This is a genomic window from Bradyrhizobium shewense, assembly GCF_900094605.1.
In the GTDB taxonomy this organism is placed as follows: Bacteria; Pseudomonadota; Alphaproteobacteria; order Rhizobiales; family Xanthobacteraceae; genus Bradyrhizobium; species Bradyrhizobium shewense.
The window spans coordinates 918,239-937,616 of record NZ_FMAI01000001.1 but is presented as its reverse complement, the minus strand read 5'-3'; the positions used below and the strand labels follow the sequence as shown (position 1 = coordinate 937,616).

Genomic DNA, 19,378 nt, shown 5'->3' with positions numbered 1-19,378 from the left:
GGGCGCGCTCTTCGATCCCGATGACGCCAAAACCATCCGGAACCCGCCGCAAAACGTCACAGGGAAAGCTCTGGACAGTATTTATCCAACGGGTTAATTTCTCGCCACAACGAAGAAGAATGCCGGGAGTGAAAATTGGCTGAGCTGAAGCCGCAAGGTGCGGTGTCCAAGGTGCTGAATGCGGCCTGGGTTCGGCCGTTCTTGTTCCTCGTCTTCATCGTCGTTGCCTGGGATCTTGCCATCCGGCTGTTCAGGATCCCCGCCTACCAGATCCCGTCGCCTCTCGACGTCGTCGCGGTGCTGCGTACCGACTGGCCGGAATTGCTGCGCCAGTCCTGGCCGACGACCTATGCGACGGTCTGCGGTTTCGCGCTGTCGGCGCTGTTCGGCATTCCCGTCGCGATGCTGATCGCAGGCTCGAAGACGGTGGAGAGCTACGTCTATCCGCTGCTGGTGTTCTCGCAATCCGTGCCCAAGATCGCGATTGCGCCGCTGTTCGTGGTTTGGTTCGGCTTCGGCATCATTCCAAAGGTGATCTCGGCGTTCCTGCTCGGCTTCTTCCCGGTGGTGGTCTCGGCCGTGCAGGGCTTCAAATCGGTCGATCCTGACATGGTCGATCTCGCCCGCGCGATGCAGGGCAGCCGCTTCCAGGTGTTTTGTGCGGTGAATCTGCCGCACGCGTTGCCTGCGATCTTCTCGGGTCTCAAAGTGTCGGTGACGCTCGCGGTGGTCGGCGCCGTCGTCGGCGAGTTCGTGGGGTCCAATTCCGGCATCGGCTACGTGATGCAGCGCTCGATCGGCACCTTCGACCTGCCGACCATGTTCGCGGCCCTCGTCATTCTCGCGCTGCTCGGCGTGATCCTGTTCTGGATCGTGGACCGGATCGAGAAGCTGGTCATTCCCTGGCATGTCAGCCAGCGCGAGGACGTGATTTTCGCTTCTTAACTAGCACAAACGGCCACCAACGGCCGAAACAACAACGGCAAGGGAGAGTGACGATGAAGCGGTTGATTGGGGCTGTCTCAGCGGTGCTGATGGTGTTTGCGGCCATGCCGGTGCAAGCGGCCGACAAGGTCGTGCTGATGTTGAACTGGTACGTCTACGGCGAGCATGCGCCGTTCTATTACGGCAAGGCCAAGGGCATCTACGCCGCCGAAGGCATCGAGCTCGAAATCCAGGAAGGCCGCGGCTCGGCTGCGACCACGCAAGCCGTCGCTGCCAAGACCGCCGATTTCGGCTATGTCGACGTTCCCACCATGATGCGCGCCGCGATCAAGGGCGCGCCCGTGGTTGCGACCGGTGTGCTGCTGCAGACCTCACCGATGTCCGCCATGGGTTTTGCTGACAAGAACATCAAAAAGCCCGAAGACATCAAGGGCAAGACGGTGGCGATCACGCCGGCCGATTCCATGACCCAGATCTGGCCGCTGTTCCTGAAGAAGACGGGTCTGAAGGAGAGCGACTTCCAGACCGTTGCCGGCGACGGCCAGACCAAGCTCAACGCGGTCATCAACGGCCAGGCTGATCTGCTGCTCGGCTATGTCATGGATCAGTCGATGAAGATCAAGGACGCCACCGGCAAAGACGTCTACCCGATCAAGTTTGCCGACTACGGCATCAACATGGTCTCCTCGGGCATCATTGCCAATGCCGACTATGTGAAGGCCAATGCCGATCTCGTTCGCCGCTTTATGTCGGCGACGACCAAGGCGGTCGAAGCCGCCGAGAAGGAGCCGAAGGCCGCCGCGCAGTCGATCCTCGATGCCAACTCCAAGGGCGGCAAGATCGACACGCTGACGCAGGGTTTTGAGCTGACCATTCCGCTGTACCGGACCGCGGAGACCAAGAGCAAGCGGCCGTTCCAGGTCACGGACCAGAACATGACGGACTCCGTCAATCTGATGGTCGAATATGGCGGACTGGATGCCAAGGCCAAGGACAACCCGAAAGCCTTCTACACCAACGACTATCTGCCGAAGAGTGGCTCGTGAGCGATCAATATCCGCCGTCGTCCCTGCGAACGCAGGGACCCATTACCACCGGCCTCGATTGTTACGAAAGGTCTCACTCCGCGTGCCCGGACGCGCCGGCGCGGCGTATGGGTCCCTGCGTTCGCAGGGACGACGGGGGGAGAGCGCTGCGATGAACCCTGCGACCAAACCAATCGATGTCCAGCCGGCCGCCCATCTGAGACTGGTGAGCGACCGGGCCGCGGGCGATGCCTCGGGCATCAAACTGTCCGGCGTGTCGAAGACCTACCGGACGCGCGATGGCGATGTGCCGTCGCTGCGTCCGCTCGACTTCCACATCAACGACGGCGAGTTCTTCGTCGTGGTCGGGCCATCCGGCTGCGGCAAGTCCACGCTGCTCAAGCTGATCTCCGGCTTGCTGCCGCCGACATCAGGCGAGATCCTGGTCGAGGGCGAGAAGGTGACGACGCCGCACGGCAATGTCGGCATCGTCTTCCAGAACGCGTTGCTGCTGCCCTGGCGCAACATCCTGTCCAACGTCATGCTGCCGATCGACATGAAGCGGCTGCCCCGGGACAAATATCTTCCCCGCGCCAAGGCGCTGCTGAAGCTGGTCGGCCTCGAAGGCTTCGAGAAGAAGCTGCCGTGGCAGCTCTCCGGCGGCATGCAGCAGCGCGCCTCGATCTGTCGCGCACTGGTGCACGATCCCAAGATCATGCTGATGGACGAGCCGTTTGGCGCGCTCGATGCGCTGACGCGGGAGCGCATGAATGTCGAGCTGATGCGGATCCAGCGCGAGACCAGGAAGACGGTGCTGCTGATCACGCATTCGATTCCGGAGGCCGTGTTCCTGGCCGACCGCGTGCTGGTCATGACCGAGCGCCCCGGCGCAATCGCCGCGATCTACGACGTACCGCTGCCGCGCCCGCGCTCGCTCGACGTAATGGCCGACCCGGTTTTCACCGAACTCGTGCAGCGCATCCGCAAGCATTTCTTCTCGCAAGGGGCATTGGACTGAGGCAATGCGATTGATCTCGGCTGCAACCACGACGATGGTGCGCTCCCTCTCCCGCTTGCGGGGGAGGGGTGGGGAGGGGGTGTCTCCGCTCGCGAGGACCCCTAAGAGGAGAAAACCCTCACCCGACGCGTTGCGCCGACCTCTCCCGCAAGCGGGAGAGGTGCACCGCCGCCGTGGCGAAATCGTCGGGACCAACTAGCACTATGTCACCCCGCTTGAAGCTGCGAGACATCGCCTTCTTCGAACGTCCCGTGCAGTTCGCGCGGCCGTTCCGCTTCGGCGCGATCACGATCAACGCGACGCCGCAGCTGTTCGTGCGCGCCGAGATCGAGGTCGAGGGCAGGGGCGTTGCGGTCGGTGCCAGTGCCGAGCTGCTGGTGCCAAAGTGGTTTGACAAGCGGCCGGAGCTCTCACCGGCGCAGACGGTGGATGGGCTGCGACGATCGCTCGAGATTGCGCGGGGGCTCTATCTGGCGCGCACCGGATACCAGACCGCGTTCGATCTGCATGCCTCGTGCCTCGGTGCGCAGGTCGCGACGTGTGCGAAAAAGAACATTCCGCCGCTTGCCGCGGCTTACGGTCCGGCGGAGATCGACAAGGCCATCCTCGATGCGTTGCTGCGCGCCGCCGAAACCAGCTTCTTCGATGGAATGGCCGGCAACATAGCCGGCATCGATGCGCGACTCTCGCCTGACCTCGTGGGATTGGACATCACCACCTTTCTCTCCGGCCGGGTACCGCTGGAGCGTGTTGCCATCAGGCATACCGTAGGCCTTGATGATGCCGTCGAAGGCGAGGGCGGCGTCGCCGATGCCCGCGAGAACTCCGGTGCGAGATACTTCAAGCTGAAGCTGTCGGGCGATCCCGCAGCCGACGCGGCGCGGCTCGCCCGCATCGGCAAGGAGCTCGCTACGCTGGGACACGACTACAAGGTGACGCTCGACGCCAACGAGCAATATGCCGACCTCGCTGCGTTGCGGGCGCTGATGGGCCGGCTCGATCACGACGCAGCGCTACGCCCGATCGCCACGCGCTTGCTCTATGTCGAGCAGCCGATGCCGCGCGACATCACGAGGCAATCGCCGCTTGGCGCATTGGTCGCGCACGGTTTCATCATCGACGAGGCCGATGATTCCTACGATGCGTTCCCGGCAGCGCGGGCGCTCGGCTATTGCGGCATTTCCTCGAAATCCTGCAAGGGACTCTACAAGTCCATCATCAACGCGACGCGCGCCGCGAAGTGGAGCGCGGACGGCGAGAGGTTTTTCGTCACCGGCGAGGACCTCACCTGCCAGGCCGGCCTCGCCGTGCAGCAGGACCTCGCGCTCGGCGCCTTCATCGGCGTCACCCATGCCGAACGCAACGGCCATCATTATGTCGACGGCTTTGGCGAGACGCCCGCCACTGAAGCGCGGGCCTTCGCCGCGGCGCATCCCGATCTCTATGCCGATACCGGGCAGGGCATTCGCCTCTCCATTCACGACGGCGATCTCCTGACGGGATCGCTCAACACGGTGGGCTTTGCGACGTCGGTCCATCCGGACTGGTCGGCGCTCCGCCCGCTCGAACAGCCAAGAACACTTCAGGAGCATTTGACATGACCACCCAACGCCTCGGCCTCATCATGAACGGCGTCACCGGCCGCATGGGGCTCAACCAGCATCTGATCCGCTCGATCGTCGCGATCCGGGAGCAGGGCGGTGTACGGCTGAAGAACGGCGACCGCGTGATGCCAGATCCGATCCTGGTTGGCCGCAGTGCCGAGAAGGTCGAGGCGCTCGCCAAGCGCTACAACATTACACGCTGGACCACCGATCTCGATGCGGCGCTCGCCGAGAAGAACGACACCATGTTCTTCGATGCCGCGACCACGCAGGCCCGCCCCGGCCTGCTGACCCAGGCCATCAACGCCGGCAAGCACGTCTATTGCGAGAAGCCGATCGCGACGAATTTCGAGGAGGCGCTCGAAGTCGTCAAGCTCGCCAATGCCAAGGGCGTCAAGCACGGCACGGTGCAGGACAAGCTGTTCCTGCCCGGCCTGAAGAAGATCGCCTTCCTGCGCGATAGCGGCTTCTTCGGCCGCATCCTCTCGGTGCGCGGCGAGTTCGGCTATTGGGTGTTTGAAGGTGGTTGGCAGGAAGCGCAGCGGCCGTCCTGGAACTACCGCGACGAAGACGGAGGCGGCATCATTCTGGATATGGTTTGCCACTGGCGCTACGTGCTCGACAACCTCTTCGGCAATGTGCAGAGCGTGAGCTGCATCGGCAACACCGACATCCCCGAGCGTTTCGACGAGCAGGGCAAGAAGTACAAGGCGACCGCGGATGATTCCGCCTATGCGACCTTCCAGCTCGAAGGCGGTGTCATCGCGCACATCAACATGTCCTGGGTGACGCGCGTCTATCGCGACGACCTCGTCACCTTCCAGGTCGACGGCACGCATGGCTCGGCAGTCGCGGGGCTCAGCGACTGCATGATCCAGGCGCGTCAGGCGACCCCGAGGCCGGTCTGGAATCCCGACGAGAAGCGGCTGCACGATTTCTACGGCGACTGGCAGAGGGTGCCCGACAACGTCAGCTACGACAACGGCTTCAAGGAGCAGTGGGAGATGTTCATCCGCCACGTCTACGAGGAAGCGCCCTACAAGTTCACGCTGTTGGAAGGCGTCAAGGGCGTGCAGCTCGCCGAATGTGCGCTCAAGAGCTGGAAGGAGCGGCGCTGGATCGACGTCGCGCCGATCAAGGCCTGAGGAGGGACGTATGAACAAGCCCGTCCAGCCGATATCGTCATTGTCGCTGAAGCTGCCGAAGGCCGACCGGTCGATCGAGACCTACCGGCTCGCAGCCTCCCGTACGTTTCCCGCAAAGCTCGAAGGACCGCTGAACCGCATAGCCTTCTCGGCCGTGCACACGGTCGTCGATCCCTTCGCGGACAACGATCCCTGGCTGTCGGCTGCCGTCGACTGGGACAAGACCATCGCCTTCCGCGAGCACGTCTGGGACCTCGGTCTTGGCGTTGCCGAAGCCATGGACACCGCTCAGCGCGGCATGGGGCTGGACTGGCCGACTTCGCTGGAGCTGATTACGCGCTCGGTCGCCGCCGCCAAGCGCCGCAACGCGCTGGTGTTCTCCGGCGCCGGCACGGACCATCTCGCGGTCGAGGATGCCAGGAGCCTCGACGACGTGATCCGCGCCTATGAGGAGCAGATCTCGGCGGTGGAGAAGGTCGGTGGCCGCATCATCCTGATGGCATCGCGCGCGCTGGCGAAACTCGGCCGCAACGCCGATGACTACGCCAAGGTCTATGATCGCGTGCTGTCGCAGGTCCGCGAGCCCGTGATCATCCACTGGCTCGGCGACATGTTCGATCCGGCGCTGGCGGGCTATTGGGGCACCGGGGATATCGACAAGGCGATGGACACCGCGGTCGCCATCATCAACGGCAATGCCGCCAAGGTCGATGGCGTAAAAGTCTCGCTGCTCGACAAGCAGCGCGAGATCGACATGCGCCGGCGCCTCGACAAGCGCATCAAGATGTACACCGGCGATGACTTCAATTATGCGGAGCTGATCGCCGGCGACGAGCAGGGTTTTTCACACGCGCTGCTTGGCATTTTTGACGCCATTGCGCCGGCGGCATCCTACGCACTGTCACGGCTGGCGGCCGGCGACGAAGCCGGATTCCACGACGTGCTGGGGCCGACAGTGCCGCTGTCGCGTCACATCTTCAAGGCGCCGACGCGGTTCTACAAGACCGGCGTGGTGTTCATGGCGTATCTCAATGGCCACCAGGACCATTTCACCATGGTTGGGGGGCAGGAGAGCACGCGCTCCACGTTGCATCTGGCCGAGCTGTTCCGTCTGGCCGACAAGGCCGGCCTGCTCGCCAACCCTGAACTCGCGACGCAGCGGATGAAGACCGTGCTCGCCACCCACGGTATCGAATCCTGATGCGCGATTTTTCGTCCGACCATCGCTGGCTGTCGCTCAACACGGCGACCGTCCGCAAGCAGGGTGACCTCGTCGAGATCATCAACGCCTGTGCAAAGCAAGGCATCCGCGCCATCGACCCCTGGCGCGACCAGGTCGCATCCGTCGGTCTCGAGCGCGCCGCGCGCGCGGTGCGCGATGCCGGCGTCGAGCTCTCAGGCTATTGCCGCGGCGGCATGTTCACCTCGGACGCATCGCGCAGAGGCGAGGTGCGCGACGACAACAGGCGCTGCGTCGACGAAGCCAAGGCGCTGGGCGCGCCCTGCATCGTCCTCGTCGTCGGTGGCCTGCCGCAATATTCCAGGCCGGGCAGCGAGGCCTCGAAGGATATCGTGACGGCGCGCGGGCAGGTCGAGGAGGCTCTCGCCGATATGCTCGACTATGCCAAGCAGGCAAACCTGCCGCTGGCCATCGAGCCGCTACATCCGGCCTATGCGGCTGACCGCGCCTGTGTGAACACCACGAAGCAGGCGCTCGATATCTGCGACCGGCTCGATCCTGCTCGCAGCGGCATGCTCGGCGTCGCGCTCGACGTCTATCACATCTGGTGGGACCCGGAGCTGATGAGCCAGATCGCGCGCGCCGGCAAGGATCGCCTGCTCGCCTTCCACGTCTGCGACTGGCTGGTGCCGACAAAAGACATCCTCAACGACCGCGGCATGATGGGCGACGGGGTCATCGACATCAAATCGGTGCGTGAAGAGGTCGAAGCGCAGGGGTTCGCCGGCTATTCCGAGATCGAGATCTTCTCCCACGATTGGTGGGGCAAGCCGATGGACGAGGTGCTGCAGACCTGCATCGCGCGGCATAAGGCGGTGGTGTAGAGTTACCACGAGTGCGGCCCCTGCTTGCGAGCTGTTGCAGCGTGTTGAAGCGAGCCTTCGGCTCGCTGTTCGGCGTCGCATAGAACTCGTCCAGCGCAAGTTCGGGCTGGCGAAGCAGCGAGCTGGTCGGAGTACCACCAAAGATGTGGTGGACTACCATCAGCTTTCAGGCAGAATGTCATCATGCCGATGCCGCAGCCTCGCCACAGTCTGTGCCAGATCGGATGCGGTAATCAGTGGCATCAACGATCAGCAGGGACGGCGGATGTACCCATGCCTGTTGATCTTGAATGGCCCCGACGTGCAACCGTCGGGGCCATTGCCGTGATCAGCGTGACAAGGCTGGCGAGCTTTGCCGAAGGCCGGCGTGCTTTATTGCGGCGAAAGACCGCCAAGGACGATCTGCAATTCAATGCGCCGGGCCCAAACTAGTTTTGCGATCGAATTTGCCGGGCACGGCCATCCGCTGAAAAGTCGGACGATTGCGCTATCATTGATTCACCGTCAAACACCGGACTATCACTCGTCAATTCGATCTGCGAAGCTGTGACAACACAAATGCGCTTGCAAACAAGCAAGCGTGAAGGAGGGTCGCAGTGGATAAGGTGCAGCGTTTGCGTGCGATGAGCTCACTGTGCCGCCAACAGGCCGCGTACAACAGCATGAACAAATGGAAGCTGCTCGCAGAAGCGGAATACTGGGATCATCTGGCTAATCTCGAGTTGTCTTCTCACTTCGAGCAATGCAACGCGATCCCAAGCGCGAACTAGGCTGGGCGGAAGACGATTTCCTCGTGAGGTCGGAAACGAGGCGAAGCAGGACGATTACGTCACCCCGCTTCGTTCGACCGCGGCGCAAATTGCAACGAGAGAACGCGATGCCGTCCTCACGGCCCCGCGACCTGTTGCAGCGTGTTGAAGCGCGCCTTCTGCTCGCTGCTCAGCGTGGCATAGAACTCGTCCAGCGCAGGCTCTACCAGCTTGGCGGCCGTCAGCATCGCCTCGAGCCGGTGCTGCATCGCCTCCAGCCGTCCGACCGGCGTCAGCGGCACATCGTTCGGGCAAGCCGCTTGCAGGCCTTCAACGCCTTTGGCTGTCGCTTCACTGAGGCGGTCGAGCGCCTCCTTCTGCTTGCCGGCTGGGTGGAGCACAGCCTCGATCCTTTGGATCGGCAGTTGAGTCAGGCCGGATTTCGGATCGCCGCAGCCCTCGACGTTGGCTTGCTGCTGCGGCGAGCGTTCGCCGACATTCGGACCGAGCGCATTGAAGCTGGCCTGCTGCTCGTCACTGAGCGAGTTGTAGAAATTCTCCAGTGCCGGTCGCACGATCTTGACGGCTTCCAGCGTCGCGCTGATGCGGTTCATCATCGCGCGCAAGCGACCAGGGGGAGTCAATGCATAAGTCTCCGCGCAGGAGTCCTTGAACACGCCGGCAGCGTTGGCCGCCGCGGTCTTCAATTCGTCGAGCAGTGCGCGTTGCTCCGGCGCCGGCCGCACCGCTTTCGCGATATCGGCAAGCGGCCAGGCGGTGACGCCCTTGTCCGGTGTGCCGCACAATTGCTGTAGCGTTTGCGGGCTCACGCTCGCGCGCGGACGGGCGCGGCTGCTGCCACCGGCTTGCGGATAGTCATAAGGGTTGGTGCTGGCATAGGCGGAATAGGGGCCGTCGCCACCCCAGAACACGGTGTCGACGAAGTCGTCATAGGCGTATGCCCAATAACCGGGTTCGTAGCCATAGGACCAGAACGTGTAGTTGAAAATGTCGGAATAAGCGTAAGGCCAGAACACGGGCCCAAGCCACGCCACGAACACCGCGGGATGGCGGTGTCGCCAGGCCTGCCGGGGAGCCCAGCCGCTCTGGCGGGTGGTGAGCGCTGCCTGGGCTTGCGCAGGGGCCTGCTCGCGGAAGCGCTCGGCAAATCGCCCGCGCTGGGCCGCCTGTACGGCGGCGGCAGTGGCGGCTCGCCCAACTGTGGTGGACTCGGGGCCCAACCGCTGCAGGCGCGCCTGATCGCGCTGCTGCATGCCCTGTTCGCGCTGGAGCAGGCGGTTCTGCGTCTGCAGCGTCCGCTCCTGTGCACGTTGGGCCCGCACGCCTTCCGGCTTCTGCGACTGCAATTGCTGCACGCGCTGTTGCATCCGATCGATGCGGCTCTGCCGCTCCGAGCTCTGACGTGTAAGCATCTCGCGCTGCCGCTGCTGCACGATTTGCTGTCGCTGCTGGATCTGCTGCTGATGTTGCTGCGCGCGCTGCTCTATCCCCTCCTGTCGCGACGGCCGCGCGGTCACACCCGGTGGCGCGCTTGGGCGCGAGGGGGCGGCGATATGCGGCGTCGGCCGCGGCGCCATCGCCGGACGTTGTGGTGCTGCCGGCGCCCGGTGGATTTCAGGTCGCGGCGCCGCCACGTGCGGGGCTGCTCGCGGCGGTGGTGCTGCAAAGCGGGGGGCCGGACGCGGCGGCGGTGCGGCGATGTGGGGCGCCGGGCGGTGCGGCGCCATGGCCGGTCGCTGCGGCATGGCCGGTGGATGGAACGCCGGGGCGGCGGGACGTGCCATGGCTGGCGGCGCCGCCGGACGGGCCATGGCCGGTGGTGCTGCTGGCCGTGCTGCCGGCGCTGCGGCTGGACCGGCAGGTCCGCCCCTTCCATGTCCCTGGCCGGGTCCTTGGGCGAACGCGCCGACGCTCGTCGCCAGCATCGAGACACCAACTAAAGCAGCCGTAAGGCAAGCGCCATGCGGAAGCATGATTGTCGCTCCCAGCTCGTAATCGCCCACGACGTTCAACGCGCAGCTGGCGGAATCGTTCGTTGCTGGCCGCGGCCGGCATTGCGATCTTCCGACGCAGGCCGCTCAGGAGAAATCCTGCGTCAGGATGGTAGCGAGCCGCTCCAGCGCCCAGTCGATTTCACGGACATTGGTCGGACTTGCTGCTGGCTCGCCCGGTCCGGCACCCTAAGACGCACGGTTGAGAAAGATCGGCAGCCCCTGCTTGTTGGCGTAGATGGGGCGGTAGCGCTCCGTGTTGTAGCTGCTCGCAACGTCCAATTTGCGCGGACCGAGCTTGGCGTCAGGGATGGGCACGAGGTCGTAGCGGCCCTCGACCAGCGCCGACATGAGGCCGGTCTTGCTTTCCAGCATGGCATCGTAGGCCATGTTACCGAAAGTCAGGGCCACAAGCTTGTCGATGAAGTCCGGATCGCCCGATCGCAAATCGTAGGTGAGATCGGAGGTGATCGTCTCCTCGCCGGTGCGCTGCTTGATCTCATCGGCAAGCGATTCCGCCACGTTGGCCTTCTTGCGGTGACCGTAGGCGTCAGGCTCGCCGTATTCCCGCAGCTTGAAGCCTTCCCACTGAGCTCCCTCGCTGAGCACGATCAGCGCGTAGTTGCTTGGATTGGCGCGCTTGTCCTCGATGAGCAACTGGATCAGCTTGTCGAGGTCGACCTTATACTCCGGTATGACGCATCGTATCGAGGTCGCATAGGCGGTGTAGAGTGCCGTAAATCCGGCATCGCGGCCAAAGACGCGGAAAATGCCAATTCGCTCATGCGAGCCGACGGTGGTGCGCTGCCGCTGGATGGCATCGCTGGCGCGGGTGATCGCGGTCGAGAAGCCGATGCAGTACTCGGTGTTGTGGACGTCATTATCCATCGTCTTTGGGATGGCGATGATCTTGACGCCGAGTTCGTTGAGCTTGGCCGCATAACTGAGCGTGTCGTCGCCGCCGATGGCGATCAGGTGTTCGATGCCAAGTCCCGAAAGGTTGGCGAGCACCCGGCTGGTGAGGTCCCACGTCTTTGTCGCGATGCCGCCGTTGGTGCTCAGCGAGACCGGAACATCATTGCCGACGAGATGATCGGGCAGCTTCTTTATTTTGGAGGGATTGACGCGGCTCGAGTGCAGCACGGTGCCGCCGCGCCGGTCGATGGTTCGAGTGTTTTCACGGTTCAGCGGGATGACGTAGTGGGACCTGCTGTTCGGGTCGTCGAGGTTCAGGTGCGTGAGGGCCTCCCAACCACGGCGCAGGCCGACAACCTCGATGTCGTCCTCACTGCCGCGATAAGTCACGCTCTTGATGACTGCATTGAGGCCGGCGACGTCGCCGCCGCCCGTGAGAATGCCGATGCGTTTTTTGGCCATATCCACCTCCCGGATCGGCATGTCGTCATAGCGCCTGCATCTGTCGATTGAACGGTGAACGTCGCTCCGGTTTCTGATTGGAGGCGGTCGCTACTCGGCCGCTTCCGGCTTGCGCTCGTCGCGCAGTCGAAAACGCTTCAGCAGTCCGGACACGGTGTCGCGGAAGCCGCCATATTCCAGTTCGGAATAGGGTAGCATGGCGGCGCCAGACCAGCCTTGGCTGCGCATCTCGATGGCCTTGCGCTGGGCGCGCCGGCGGACCTCATCCCATGCCGGGTTGTCGAAGAAATCGGTGTAGGACTCGGCAAAGCGGCCTTCCCTGTCGATCGAAAAGCCGACGCAAGAAACGATCGGCAGGCAGTACATGCCGGTAACGGGCGTGTTAAGTGGCACCGGCATGAGCGGCATCACATGCGAGCCGCGTGCATCGCCGCCCACGAAGTGCGCTTTGGCGAACGGCGAGATTATTTCCTCCGGAGCTGGGAAAATCCCCTGGTTCCTGACGATCGCGACTGGATCATCCTTGCCGGTGTACTTGCCCGCGATCGCGTGGAGGCGCTGTGCCGAAACGGCCACGACGACCTCGCCATGGGTTCGAGAAATGATGCGATCGATGCCGAAGCGCTCGTTGTCGCGAAGCAGGGCGGCAATGTGGTAGCTGTCGGCGGGTGCGTCGAGCTCGAGTAGGCTGTCGCCGGCTGTGTTGTCCATGTCGATGATGTGGAAACGGAATCCCTTGATCATCGGAGGCAGCATCAGCCCAGCGCAGTACATGGGGTCGGCAAAGGCGAGATAGAGCGGCAGGTTGTAGGCACCGGGGCCGCATTTGTCGGCCGCGAACACCATGAAGGACTCCGCGGGTCGCACGCCGGAGAGGATGTGGTCGAAGCTGAGCTCGGCGACGCCCGGGCCGGCGCCGCGAATGTTCCCGGAAGGCGCGTCGGCGAGAAGATCCTGGCCAGCGCCATAGAGCCCGGAGGTTTTCGCGACCGAGGTGGCCGCGAGGAACGTCTTCCAGGCGAGTTGATGGACCTCGGAGCTTCCTTCGCCCCGTGTGTGCGTCATGATGATCGCAATGTCGTCGCCGGTGTGGCAGACGAAGCCGTCGATCAGCAGACCATTGCAGATCGCCTTGGCAACCTCGCCCTCGACAGCCGCGATCATGCGTGAAGACGGTTTCGTATGGCCGCCAATGGAGCCAACGTCAGCTTTGATGACTGAAAGAGTGAGTCTCATGAGCATTTCTCCGATCAGCGCAGCTCAGCGCCTCCGGCCTCGGCGCTTGCTGCGCCGGGGACGGCGCTGCTCATTCGCGGACACAAACGTCCGTCGCTCCGATAGGTTCCACGCACCCCGTTCATCCGGTTGCCGGGATCATGCAGAGTTTTGCCTTATGACCATGCGGCACTATTTGCTGCGCTGCACGAGTCCGGTTCTGGCCGGGCCGCTAACTCGCCGTTGGCCGCGGCCGGCATTGCGATCTTCCGACGCAGGCCGCTCAGGAGAAATCCTGCGTCAGGGCGGTGGCGAGCCGCTCCAGCGCCCAGTCGACCTGGTCGCTTGTGATCACCAGCGGCGGAGCGATGCGGATCGTTTGCTCGTGAGTATCCTTGGCGAGGATGCCCATGCCCTGAAGCGCCTCGCAGTAGCGGCGGGCGCGGCCAGCCTCGGGATGCAGTTCGACCGCCAGCATCAAGCCGCGTCCGCGCACCTCGCGGATCGTGTTGGCACGAATGTCTTTCAAACCTTCCAGAAAGCGCGCGCCCTGCCTGGCCGCGTTCTCGATCATGCCTTCCTCGGTCAGCACGCGTAGCGCCGCGCGCGCCACCGCGCAAGCAAGCGGATTGCCGCCGAACGTCGAACCGTGCTGGCCGGGCCTCAATGTCCCGAGCACGTCGTTGTTCGAGAGCACGGCCGACACCGGATAGAAGCCGCCGGACAAGGCCTTGCCGAGCAGCGTCACGTCCGCCTCGATTCCCTCGTGCTGTTCAGCGAGAAGCTTGCCGGTGCGGCCGAGCCCGGTCTGGATCTCATCGAGCACCAGCATCAAATTGTTGGTGGTGCAGAGCTCCCGCACCTCAGTGAAATAGCCGGCTGGAGGAAGGATGACACCGGCTTCGCCCTGGATCGGCTCGACCAGAAAGGCGACCGTGTATGGGGTGATTGCCTCCGCCAGTGCCGCGGCGTCGCCGAACGGGATGATCTTGAAGCCCGGCGCGAACGGCCCGAAATGTGTGCGTGTGTCGGGGTCGGTTGAAAAGCCGACGATGCCCAGCGTGCGTCCGTGGAAATTATTGGCACAGACGATGATCTCGGCCTGGCCGTCCGGAACGCCCTTCACCTCGTAGCCCCATTTGCGCACCGACTTGATCGCGCTTTCGGCCGCCTCGGCGCCGCTGTTCATCGGCAGCACCTTGTGGGACCCGGTCAGTGCCGCGATCTCTTCGTAGAAGGGGGCGAGCTGGTCGTTGTGGAAAGCGCGCGAGGTGAGCGTCAGCCTGTGCGCCTGTTCCACCATCGCCGCCAGGATCTTGGGGTGGCAGTGGCCCTGGCTGACCGCCGAATAGGCCGAGAGGCAATCGAGATAGCGGTTGCCCTCGGTATCCCAGACCCAGACACCTTCGCCGCGCGACAGGACGACCCCGATCGGCTCGTAATTATGGGCCCCAAAGCGTGCTTCCGTTGCGACGAAATCAATGACCGACGAGCTCATCTGTCGTCACTCCATTGCTGCGCGCGGCGGTACCAACCGACTGCACCGGCGGCCTCAGCTTGATCTGGGTATCAACTTGCCACCTTGGAAGTCTTCATGCGTCCGATGGTGTAGCCCGATCTGATTTGCCAAAAGTATCAGAGGGTTCTCTACTGTGCATGGGGTTGTTTTCGCAGTTTTTGGTGTCGAGCCCTCAGCGAAGCGCACACGGCACGCTCAAGAAGCCCCGAAACCGCACCCGTCCGCCCCGCACCGGCTGGCCGCTCACGGCATAGTTCGGGAAGCGCGCCAGGAAGCGCGAGATCGCAATCGCGCCCTCCAGCCGCGCCAGCGCCATGCCGGCGCATTGATGCGCGCCGGTGGCGAAGGCGAGATGCCGGTTCGGTGTGCGGGCGATGTCGAAGCTTTCGGGGTCCGGAAACTGCGCGGGATCGCGGTTGGCCGCGCCAATGCACAGGGTCACCGACGTGCCGGCATCGAGCATGACGCCGCCGAGCTCGACCTTTTCCGTGGTCATGCGGTTGCCGAGCTGGTTGGAGCTCTCGTAGCGCAGCATCTCTTCGACGGCGGTCTTGATCATGTCGGGATTGCCGATCAGCCGCTGCTTCTGGTCGCGATTGCGGTCGAGCGCGACGAGGCCGTTGCCGATCAGATTGGTGGTGGTCTCGTGGCCGGCATTGAGCAGGAAGATGCAATTGTGCAGCAGTTCCTTCTCGGTCAGCCGCTCGCCATTCTCCTCACCCTGGATCAGGCGCGTCAGCACATCGCGCTCGGGATTGCCCGGCTTGTCGCGCCGGCGTGCCACCAGCGTCTGGAGATAGCTGAGAAAATCCGTCACCGCCTTGTTGCCGCGCGCGGCGACCTCGGGCGACACCACAGGTTCGAGCGCACCAAGGATCGCCAGCGACCAGTCGCGCAGCGGTCCGCGTTCCTCATGAGGGACGTCGAGCAGATTGCCGATCACCTCGATGGGAATGGACGCCGCGAAATCCTCGATCAGCTCGCAAGCCCCTTTGGCCGCGACGGCGTCGAGCAAGCCGTCCACCAGCTTGACGATGTCAGACTCCATGCCGGCGATCGCCCGCGGCGACAGCGCGCCCATGATCAGGCGGCGCACGCGGGTATGCGCCGGCGGATCGTTGAAGACGAGGCTGGTGGTGTGATGCTCGTAGAGCGGGGTGTCGCCGTATTTCGGCGCGAACTCGCGCTTCTTGTCCGAGCTGAACGACTTGGTGTTCTTGTAGGTGGTGACGAGATCGTCATAACGGGTCAGGAACACGGTGCCGTTCGGCAGGCGCTTGACCGGCTCGTTCTCCCGCAGTGCACGATAGGTCGGGTAAGGGTCGTCGTAAAACTCCGGCGTCAGCTTCTCGAGGTCGAAGCTTGCCGCCAGCGCCTTCGCATCTGCGTTCATCCCGTTATACTCGCCGGTTAAAGCCGTTATGCCGTTTTTGTTGTTCTGGTCGGCGCATGCATGCGTCTACAGTCTGTGCACCTTGCTAGCCGACCGGACAGGAAAATGCACGCACGCGCTGACGCTGCCGACACGGTGCCGAATTGGCCCGACGATATTTTCGCGACCTTGCAACGCTTCGATATCAGGCAGGTGCCTTACGTGCCGGATGCCGGCCATTCGAGGCTGATCCAGCGCGTGCTGGCCTCCTCCACCATGCGCGGCATTCCGCTCACGACGGAGGAGGAGGGCGTGGCGCTTCTTGCCGGCGCCTGGGCCGGCGGACAGCGCGGCGTCTTGCTGATGCAGTCGAGCGGCGTCGGCAATTGCATCAACATGCTGTCGCTGATCCCGATCCTGCGCTTCCCGTTCCTGACGCTGGTGACCATGCGCGGCGAGTGGGGCGAGTTCAATCCGTGGCAGGTGCCGATGGGATCGACCACGCAGGGCGTGTTCGAACTGTCGGGTGTCCAGGTGCTGCGGGCCTCGAACGCAGCCGAGGTGCCGGCCGTCCTCGAAGCCGCTGCGTCGCAAGCCTACAACGCGCTGACGCCCACCGCCGTCCTTCTGTCGCAGCGCCTGATCGGCGCCAAGGTTTTCACCAAATGAGCAAGGCCAATCTCCTCGACCGCCGGCAGGTGGTGTCCACGTTGCTCGCGAACCGCAAGGACGTCGTCGCGATCGGCGGCCTCGGGGCCTCGACCAACGACATGTGCGCGGCCGGCGACCACGCCCGCAATTTCTACCTTTGGGGTGGCATGGGCGGCGCCGCGATGATCGGGCTCGGCCTCGCCCTGGCGCAGCCAAAACTGCCGGTGCTGGTCATCACCGGCGACGGCGAGATGCTGATGGGCATGGGCAGCCTTGCCACGATCGGCCTGCAAAAACCGTCCAACCTCTCGATCGCGGTGCTCGACAACGAGGCCTATGGCGAAACGGGCGGCCAGACCAGCCACACCTCGGCCGCCGCGGACCTCGTCGGCGTCGCCAGGGCCTGCGGCATCGGGGATAGCCGGGCGGTCACGACCATGGCCGAGGTCGAGGCCTTCGCCAAAGCCGTCCACGACGTCTCTGCGGGGCCACGCTTTGCCAATATGAAGATCGACAGCGCCAGCCTGGAGCGGATTCTGCCAATTCGGGACGGGACTTACATCGTCAACCGGATCCGCGGCGACCTCGGCTTCCAGCCGATCTAGGGCGGGCCTGTCCATTCCCACCGGCGCCCAGGTCCTGCACGGAAGCCGTGCAGGCGGGGCCAATTTCCACTGAATTAACGACGCACTCAGGTTGCGATGCAACATAGTGCTTGACTTTTGCGTGGGTGAGTGCTTACTCACTAGCATGAGCTCATTGCGTATGACGAGCGACCTGAGGCGTCAATTGATCCTCGGAGCCGCGAAACGCTGCTTTGCCCGACATGGCTATACCGGCACCACGACCAAGAGCGTGGCGGCCGCCGCTGCCATTTCCGAGGCGTTGCTGTTCAAGCATTTCCCGTCCAAGGCGGCCCTCTACGCCGAAATCCTCAGCGACGAATGCGAGGCGGACCCGGCACTCACCGAGCTTCTCGAGCGGGAGCCTTCGACCGCCACGCTGGTCGAGGTGATCCGCGGCATGGTCGAGCATTTCCTGCACATCGCGGATGGTCCCGATCAGGAAGAGGCCCAGCGCCTGCGGCTGATGGCCACCAGCCATTTGGATGATGGCGAATTCGCCCGTTTGCTGTATGCCAAGATCGAGACGCTGATCGGGGCGATCTTCGTCTCCTCGCTCGAACGTGCCGTTGCCGCCGGGGACGCGCGGCTATGCAGCGGCGATCCGCTCAATCTGTTCTGGTTTGCGCATCACTCGGTGATGACTGCGGCGCTGACCAGGCTGCCGGCCACGCCTTGCCTCGCTTACGGCAAGGCTGAAGACCTCGAGCGGCAGCTGTGTGAGTTTCTCCTGAGGGGTATCGGACTTAACGACGCCGCAATTGCTTCGCATCTGGGCCACAATCAGGCCGCGGATGCCGGCAAGGCGGCGATTGCAGAAAGTGCATGACATGAACATCGTAACCGAACACAAGATTTCGGGCGAACCGATCGACAACAAGGCTCCCAAGCGTCCGGTCCGGCCGGTGCTCTGGTTCATCATCGTCGGCACGCTCCTGGCGGTGCTGGTCGGCGGCCTCGTCTGGTTCAATTATTTCCGCGGCCAGATGATCAAGCAGTTCTTCGCCAACAACAAGCCCCCGCCGACCGCGGTCAGCGCGGCGGAGGCCAAGTCCGAGGTGGTGCCGAACTTGCTCACCGCGGTCGGCGGCCTCGTCGCCGTGCACCAGGTCGACGTCAGCGCCGACGTCAACGGCCGCGTCACCGAGATCAAGTTCGCGCCGGGCACGCGGGTCGAAGCCGGCACGCCGCTGGTCCAGCTGTTCGACGCGCCGGAGCAGGGCGATCTTGCCAATTACAAGGCCCAGGCGACCGTGGCACAGCTGTCACTCGATCGCGCCAAGCAGCTGGCCTCGCGCCAGTTCGGTCCGCAGGCGACCGTCGATAACGCGCAGGCCGCCTACGACCAGGCGCAGGCCGGCATCGCCAAGACCGAGGCGCTGATCTCGCAGAAGCTGGTGCGCGCACCGTTCTCCGGCGATCTCGGCGTCCGCAAGGTCGAGGTTGGTCAGTATCTGACGGCGGGTACGGCGATCGTGTCGTTGACCGATCTGTCGGAGCTGTGGGCCAACTTCACCGTGACGGAAAAGGATTCCGGCAACCTCAAGGTCGGCCAGACGGTCAAGTTGAAGGTCGATGCCTATCCGGGCCGCATCTTCGAAGGCAAGATCACCACGATCGAACCGCAAATCTCGACCGACACCCGCAATATCCGCGTGCAGGCGACGATCGCCAATCCGGAGAAGATCCTGAAGCCCGGCATGTTCGTGACCACCACGGTGGTGCTGCCGGACAAGCCGGCCGTGATCACCGTTCCAGAGACGGCGGTCGACTACACACTGTACGGCGACTCGGTGTTCGTGATCACGGAGAAGAAGGAAGCCGACGGCAAGACCAGCCTGTCCGCGGTGCGCACCTTCGTGCAGACCGGCAACCGGGTCGAAGGTCGCGTCGAAATCATCAAGGGCGTGAAGGCGGGCGACAAGGTCGTCGCCGTTGGCCAGCTCAAGCTGCAATCGGGCGCGGCGGTGTCGATTTCGACCGACCCGGCTCCGCAGATCCCGGCGCAGCCGCCGCGCTACTGATCCATTGACACTCAAGTGATCCGGCTCGGCCGGAT

General features: G+C 63.8%; 17 protein-coding genes. 12 read left to right on the top strand and 5 right to left on the bottom strand.

The annotated features are described in order from the left end of the window. The first annotated feature begins 135 nt into the window (after positions 1-135). The 8 genes from GA0061098_RS04040 to GA0061098_RS44725 all read left to right on the top strand — a co-directional run bounded on the left by GA0061098_RS04040 (position 136) and on the right by GA0061098_RS44725 (position 8,571). A complete protein-coding gene (locus tag GA0061098_RS04040; protein WP_091953718.1) occupies positions 136-945 on the top strand; it encodes an ABC transporter permease in 810 nt (269 codons plus the stop codon). Positions 946-998: 53 nt separating this feature from the next. Further along, on the top strand, positions 999-1,991 hold the full coding sequence (locus GA0061098_RS04035; RefSeq protein ID WP_165637132.1) for an ABC transporter substrate-binding protein: 993 nt from the start codon (positions 999-1,001) through the stop codon (positions 1,989-1,991). A gap of 151 nt (positions 1,992-2,142) precedes the next feature. Next, the gene (locus GA0061098_RS04030) at positions 2,143-2,988 is read left to right on the top strand and encodes an ABC transporter ATP-binding protein (RefSeq protein ID WP_018322821.1); all 846 of its coding nucleotides are present in this window, start codon (positions 2,143-2,145) and stop codon (positions 2,986-2,988) included. A 203-nt stretch (positions 2,989-3,191) separates the two neighbouring features. Further along, positions 3,192-4,589, top strand: coding sequence for an enolase-like domain-containing protein (locus tag GA0061098_RS04025; RefSeq protein WP_091953713.1), 1,398 nt, complete (start codon positions 3,192-3,194; stop codon positions 4,587-4,589). Beyond that, a complete protein-coding gene (locus GA0061098_RS04020; RefSeq protein ID WP_091953711.1) occupies positions 4,586-5,737 on the top strand; it encodes a Gfo/Idh/MocA family protein in 1,152 nt (383 codons plus the stop codon). Before GA0061098_RS04025 ends, GA0061098_RS04020 begins: the two co-directional genes overlap by 4 nt. A 10-nt stretch (positions 5,738-5,747) precedes the next feature. Then, a complete protein-coding gene (locus GA0061098_RS04015) occupies positions 5,748-6,938 on the top strand; it encodes a dihydrodipicolinate synthase family protein (RefSeq protein WP_091953708.1) in 1,191 nt (396 codons plus the stop codon). Continuing rightward, positions 6,938-7,801, top strand: coding sequence for a sugar phosphate isomerase/epimerase family protein (locus GA0061098_RS04010; protein ID WP_091953705.1), 864 nt, complete (start codon positions 6,938-6,940; stop codon positions 7,799-7,801). The genes GA0061098_RS04015 and GA0061098_RS04010 overlap by 1 nt, the downstream gene beginning before the upstream one ends. 596 nt (positions 7,802-8,397) lie before the next feature. Further along, positions 8,398-8,571 carry a hypothetical protein gene (locus GA0061098_RS44725; protein ID WP_165637131.1) on the top strand — a complete coding sequence of 58 codons (174 nt, stop codon included), beginning with the start codon at positions 8,398-8,400 and terminating at the stop codon, positions 8,569-8,571. Between the two features lie 116 nt (positions 8,572-8,687). On the opposite strand, the gene GA0061098_RS04000 is transcribed toward GA0061098_RS44725, so the two are convergent. From GA0061098_RS04000 to GA0061098_RS03980, 5 genes are all read right to left on the bottom strand, one after another. Beyond that, positions 8,688-10,355 carry a Spy/CpxP family protein refolding chaperone gene (locus tag GA0061098_RS04000; protein WP_245323150.1) on the bottom strand — a complete coding sequence of 556 codons (1,668 nt, stop codon included), beginning with the start codon at positions 10,353-10,355 and terminating at the stop codon, positions 8,688-8,690. 396 nt (positions 10,356-10,751) lie between these two features. Beyond that, complete coding sequence (locus tag GA0061098_RS03995) at positions 10,752-11,939, bottom strand: 6-phosphofructokinase (protein WP_165637130.1); 1,188 nt, start codon at positions 11,937-11,939, stop codon at positions 10,752-10,754. A 90-nt stretch (positions 11,940-12,029) separates the two neighbouring features. Then, positions 12,030-13,175 carry a fructose-1,6-bisphosphatase gene (locus GA0061098_RS03990; protein WP_091953947.1) on the bottom strand — a complete coding sequence of 382 codons (1,146 nt, stop codon included), beginning with the start codon at positions 13,173-13,175 and terminating at the stop codon, positions 12,030-12,032. Positions 13,176-13,437: 262 nt separating this feature from the next. Continuing rightward, the gene (rocD, locus tag GA0061098_RS03985; protein WP_091953695.1) at positions 13,438-14,652 is read right to left on the bottom strand and encodes an ornithine--oxo-acid transaminase; all 1,215 of its coding nucleotides are present in this window, start codon (positions 14,650-14,652) and stop codon (positions 13,438-13,440) included. A 193-nt stretch (positions 14,653-14,845) separates the two neighbouring features. Then, a complete protein-coding gene (locus GA0061098_RS03980) occupies positions 14,846-16,066 on the bottom strand; it encodes a cytochrome P450 (RefSeq protein WP_091953691.1) in 1,221 nt (406 codons plus the stop codon). Positions 16,067-16,171: 105 nt separating this feature from the next. Here GA0061098_RS03980 and GA0061098_RS03975 point away from each other — a divergent pair, with 105 nt between their 5' ends. The 4 genes from GA0061098_RS03975 to GA0061098_RS03960 all read left to right on the top strand — a co-directional run bounded on the left by GA0061098_RS03975 (position 16,172) and on the right by GA0061098_RS03960 (position 19,343). Then, on the top strand, positions 16,172-16,714 hold the full coding sequence (locus GA0061098_RS03975) for a phosphonopyruvate decarboxylase (protein ID WP_165637129.1): 543 nt from the start codon (positions 16,172-16,174) through the stop codon (positions 16,712-16,714). Next, positions 16,711-17,301 (top strand): thiamine pyrophosphate-dependent enzyme, encoded by a 591-nt coding sequence (locus tag GA0061098_RS03970; protein WP_091953686.1) that lies wholly within the window; start codon positions 16,711-16,713, stop codon positions 17,299-17,301. The genes GA0061098_RS03975 and GA0061098_RS03970 overlap by 4 nt, the downstream gene beginning before the upstream one ends. Before the next feature lie 160 nt (positions 17,302-17,461). Continuing rightward, positions 17,462-18,148, top strand: coding sequence for a TetR/AcrR family transcriptional regulator (locus tag GA0061098_RS03965; RefSeq protein ID WP_028143451.1), 687 nt, complete (start codon positions 17,462-17,464; stop codon positions 18,146-18,148). 1 nt (position 18,149) lies between these two features. Continuing rightward, positions 18,150-19,343 carry an efflux RND transporter periplasmic adaptor subunit gene (locus GA0061098_RS03960; RefSeq protein WP_165637128.1) on the top strand — a complete coding sequence of 398 codons (1,194 nt, stop codon included), beginning with the start codon at positions 18,150-18,152 and terminating at the stop codon, positions 19,341-19,343. Positions 19,344-19,378 lie beyond the last annotated feature (35 nt).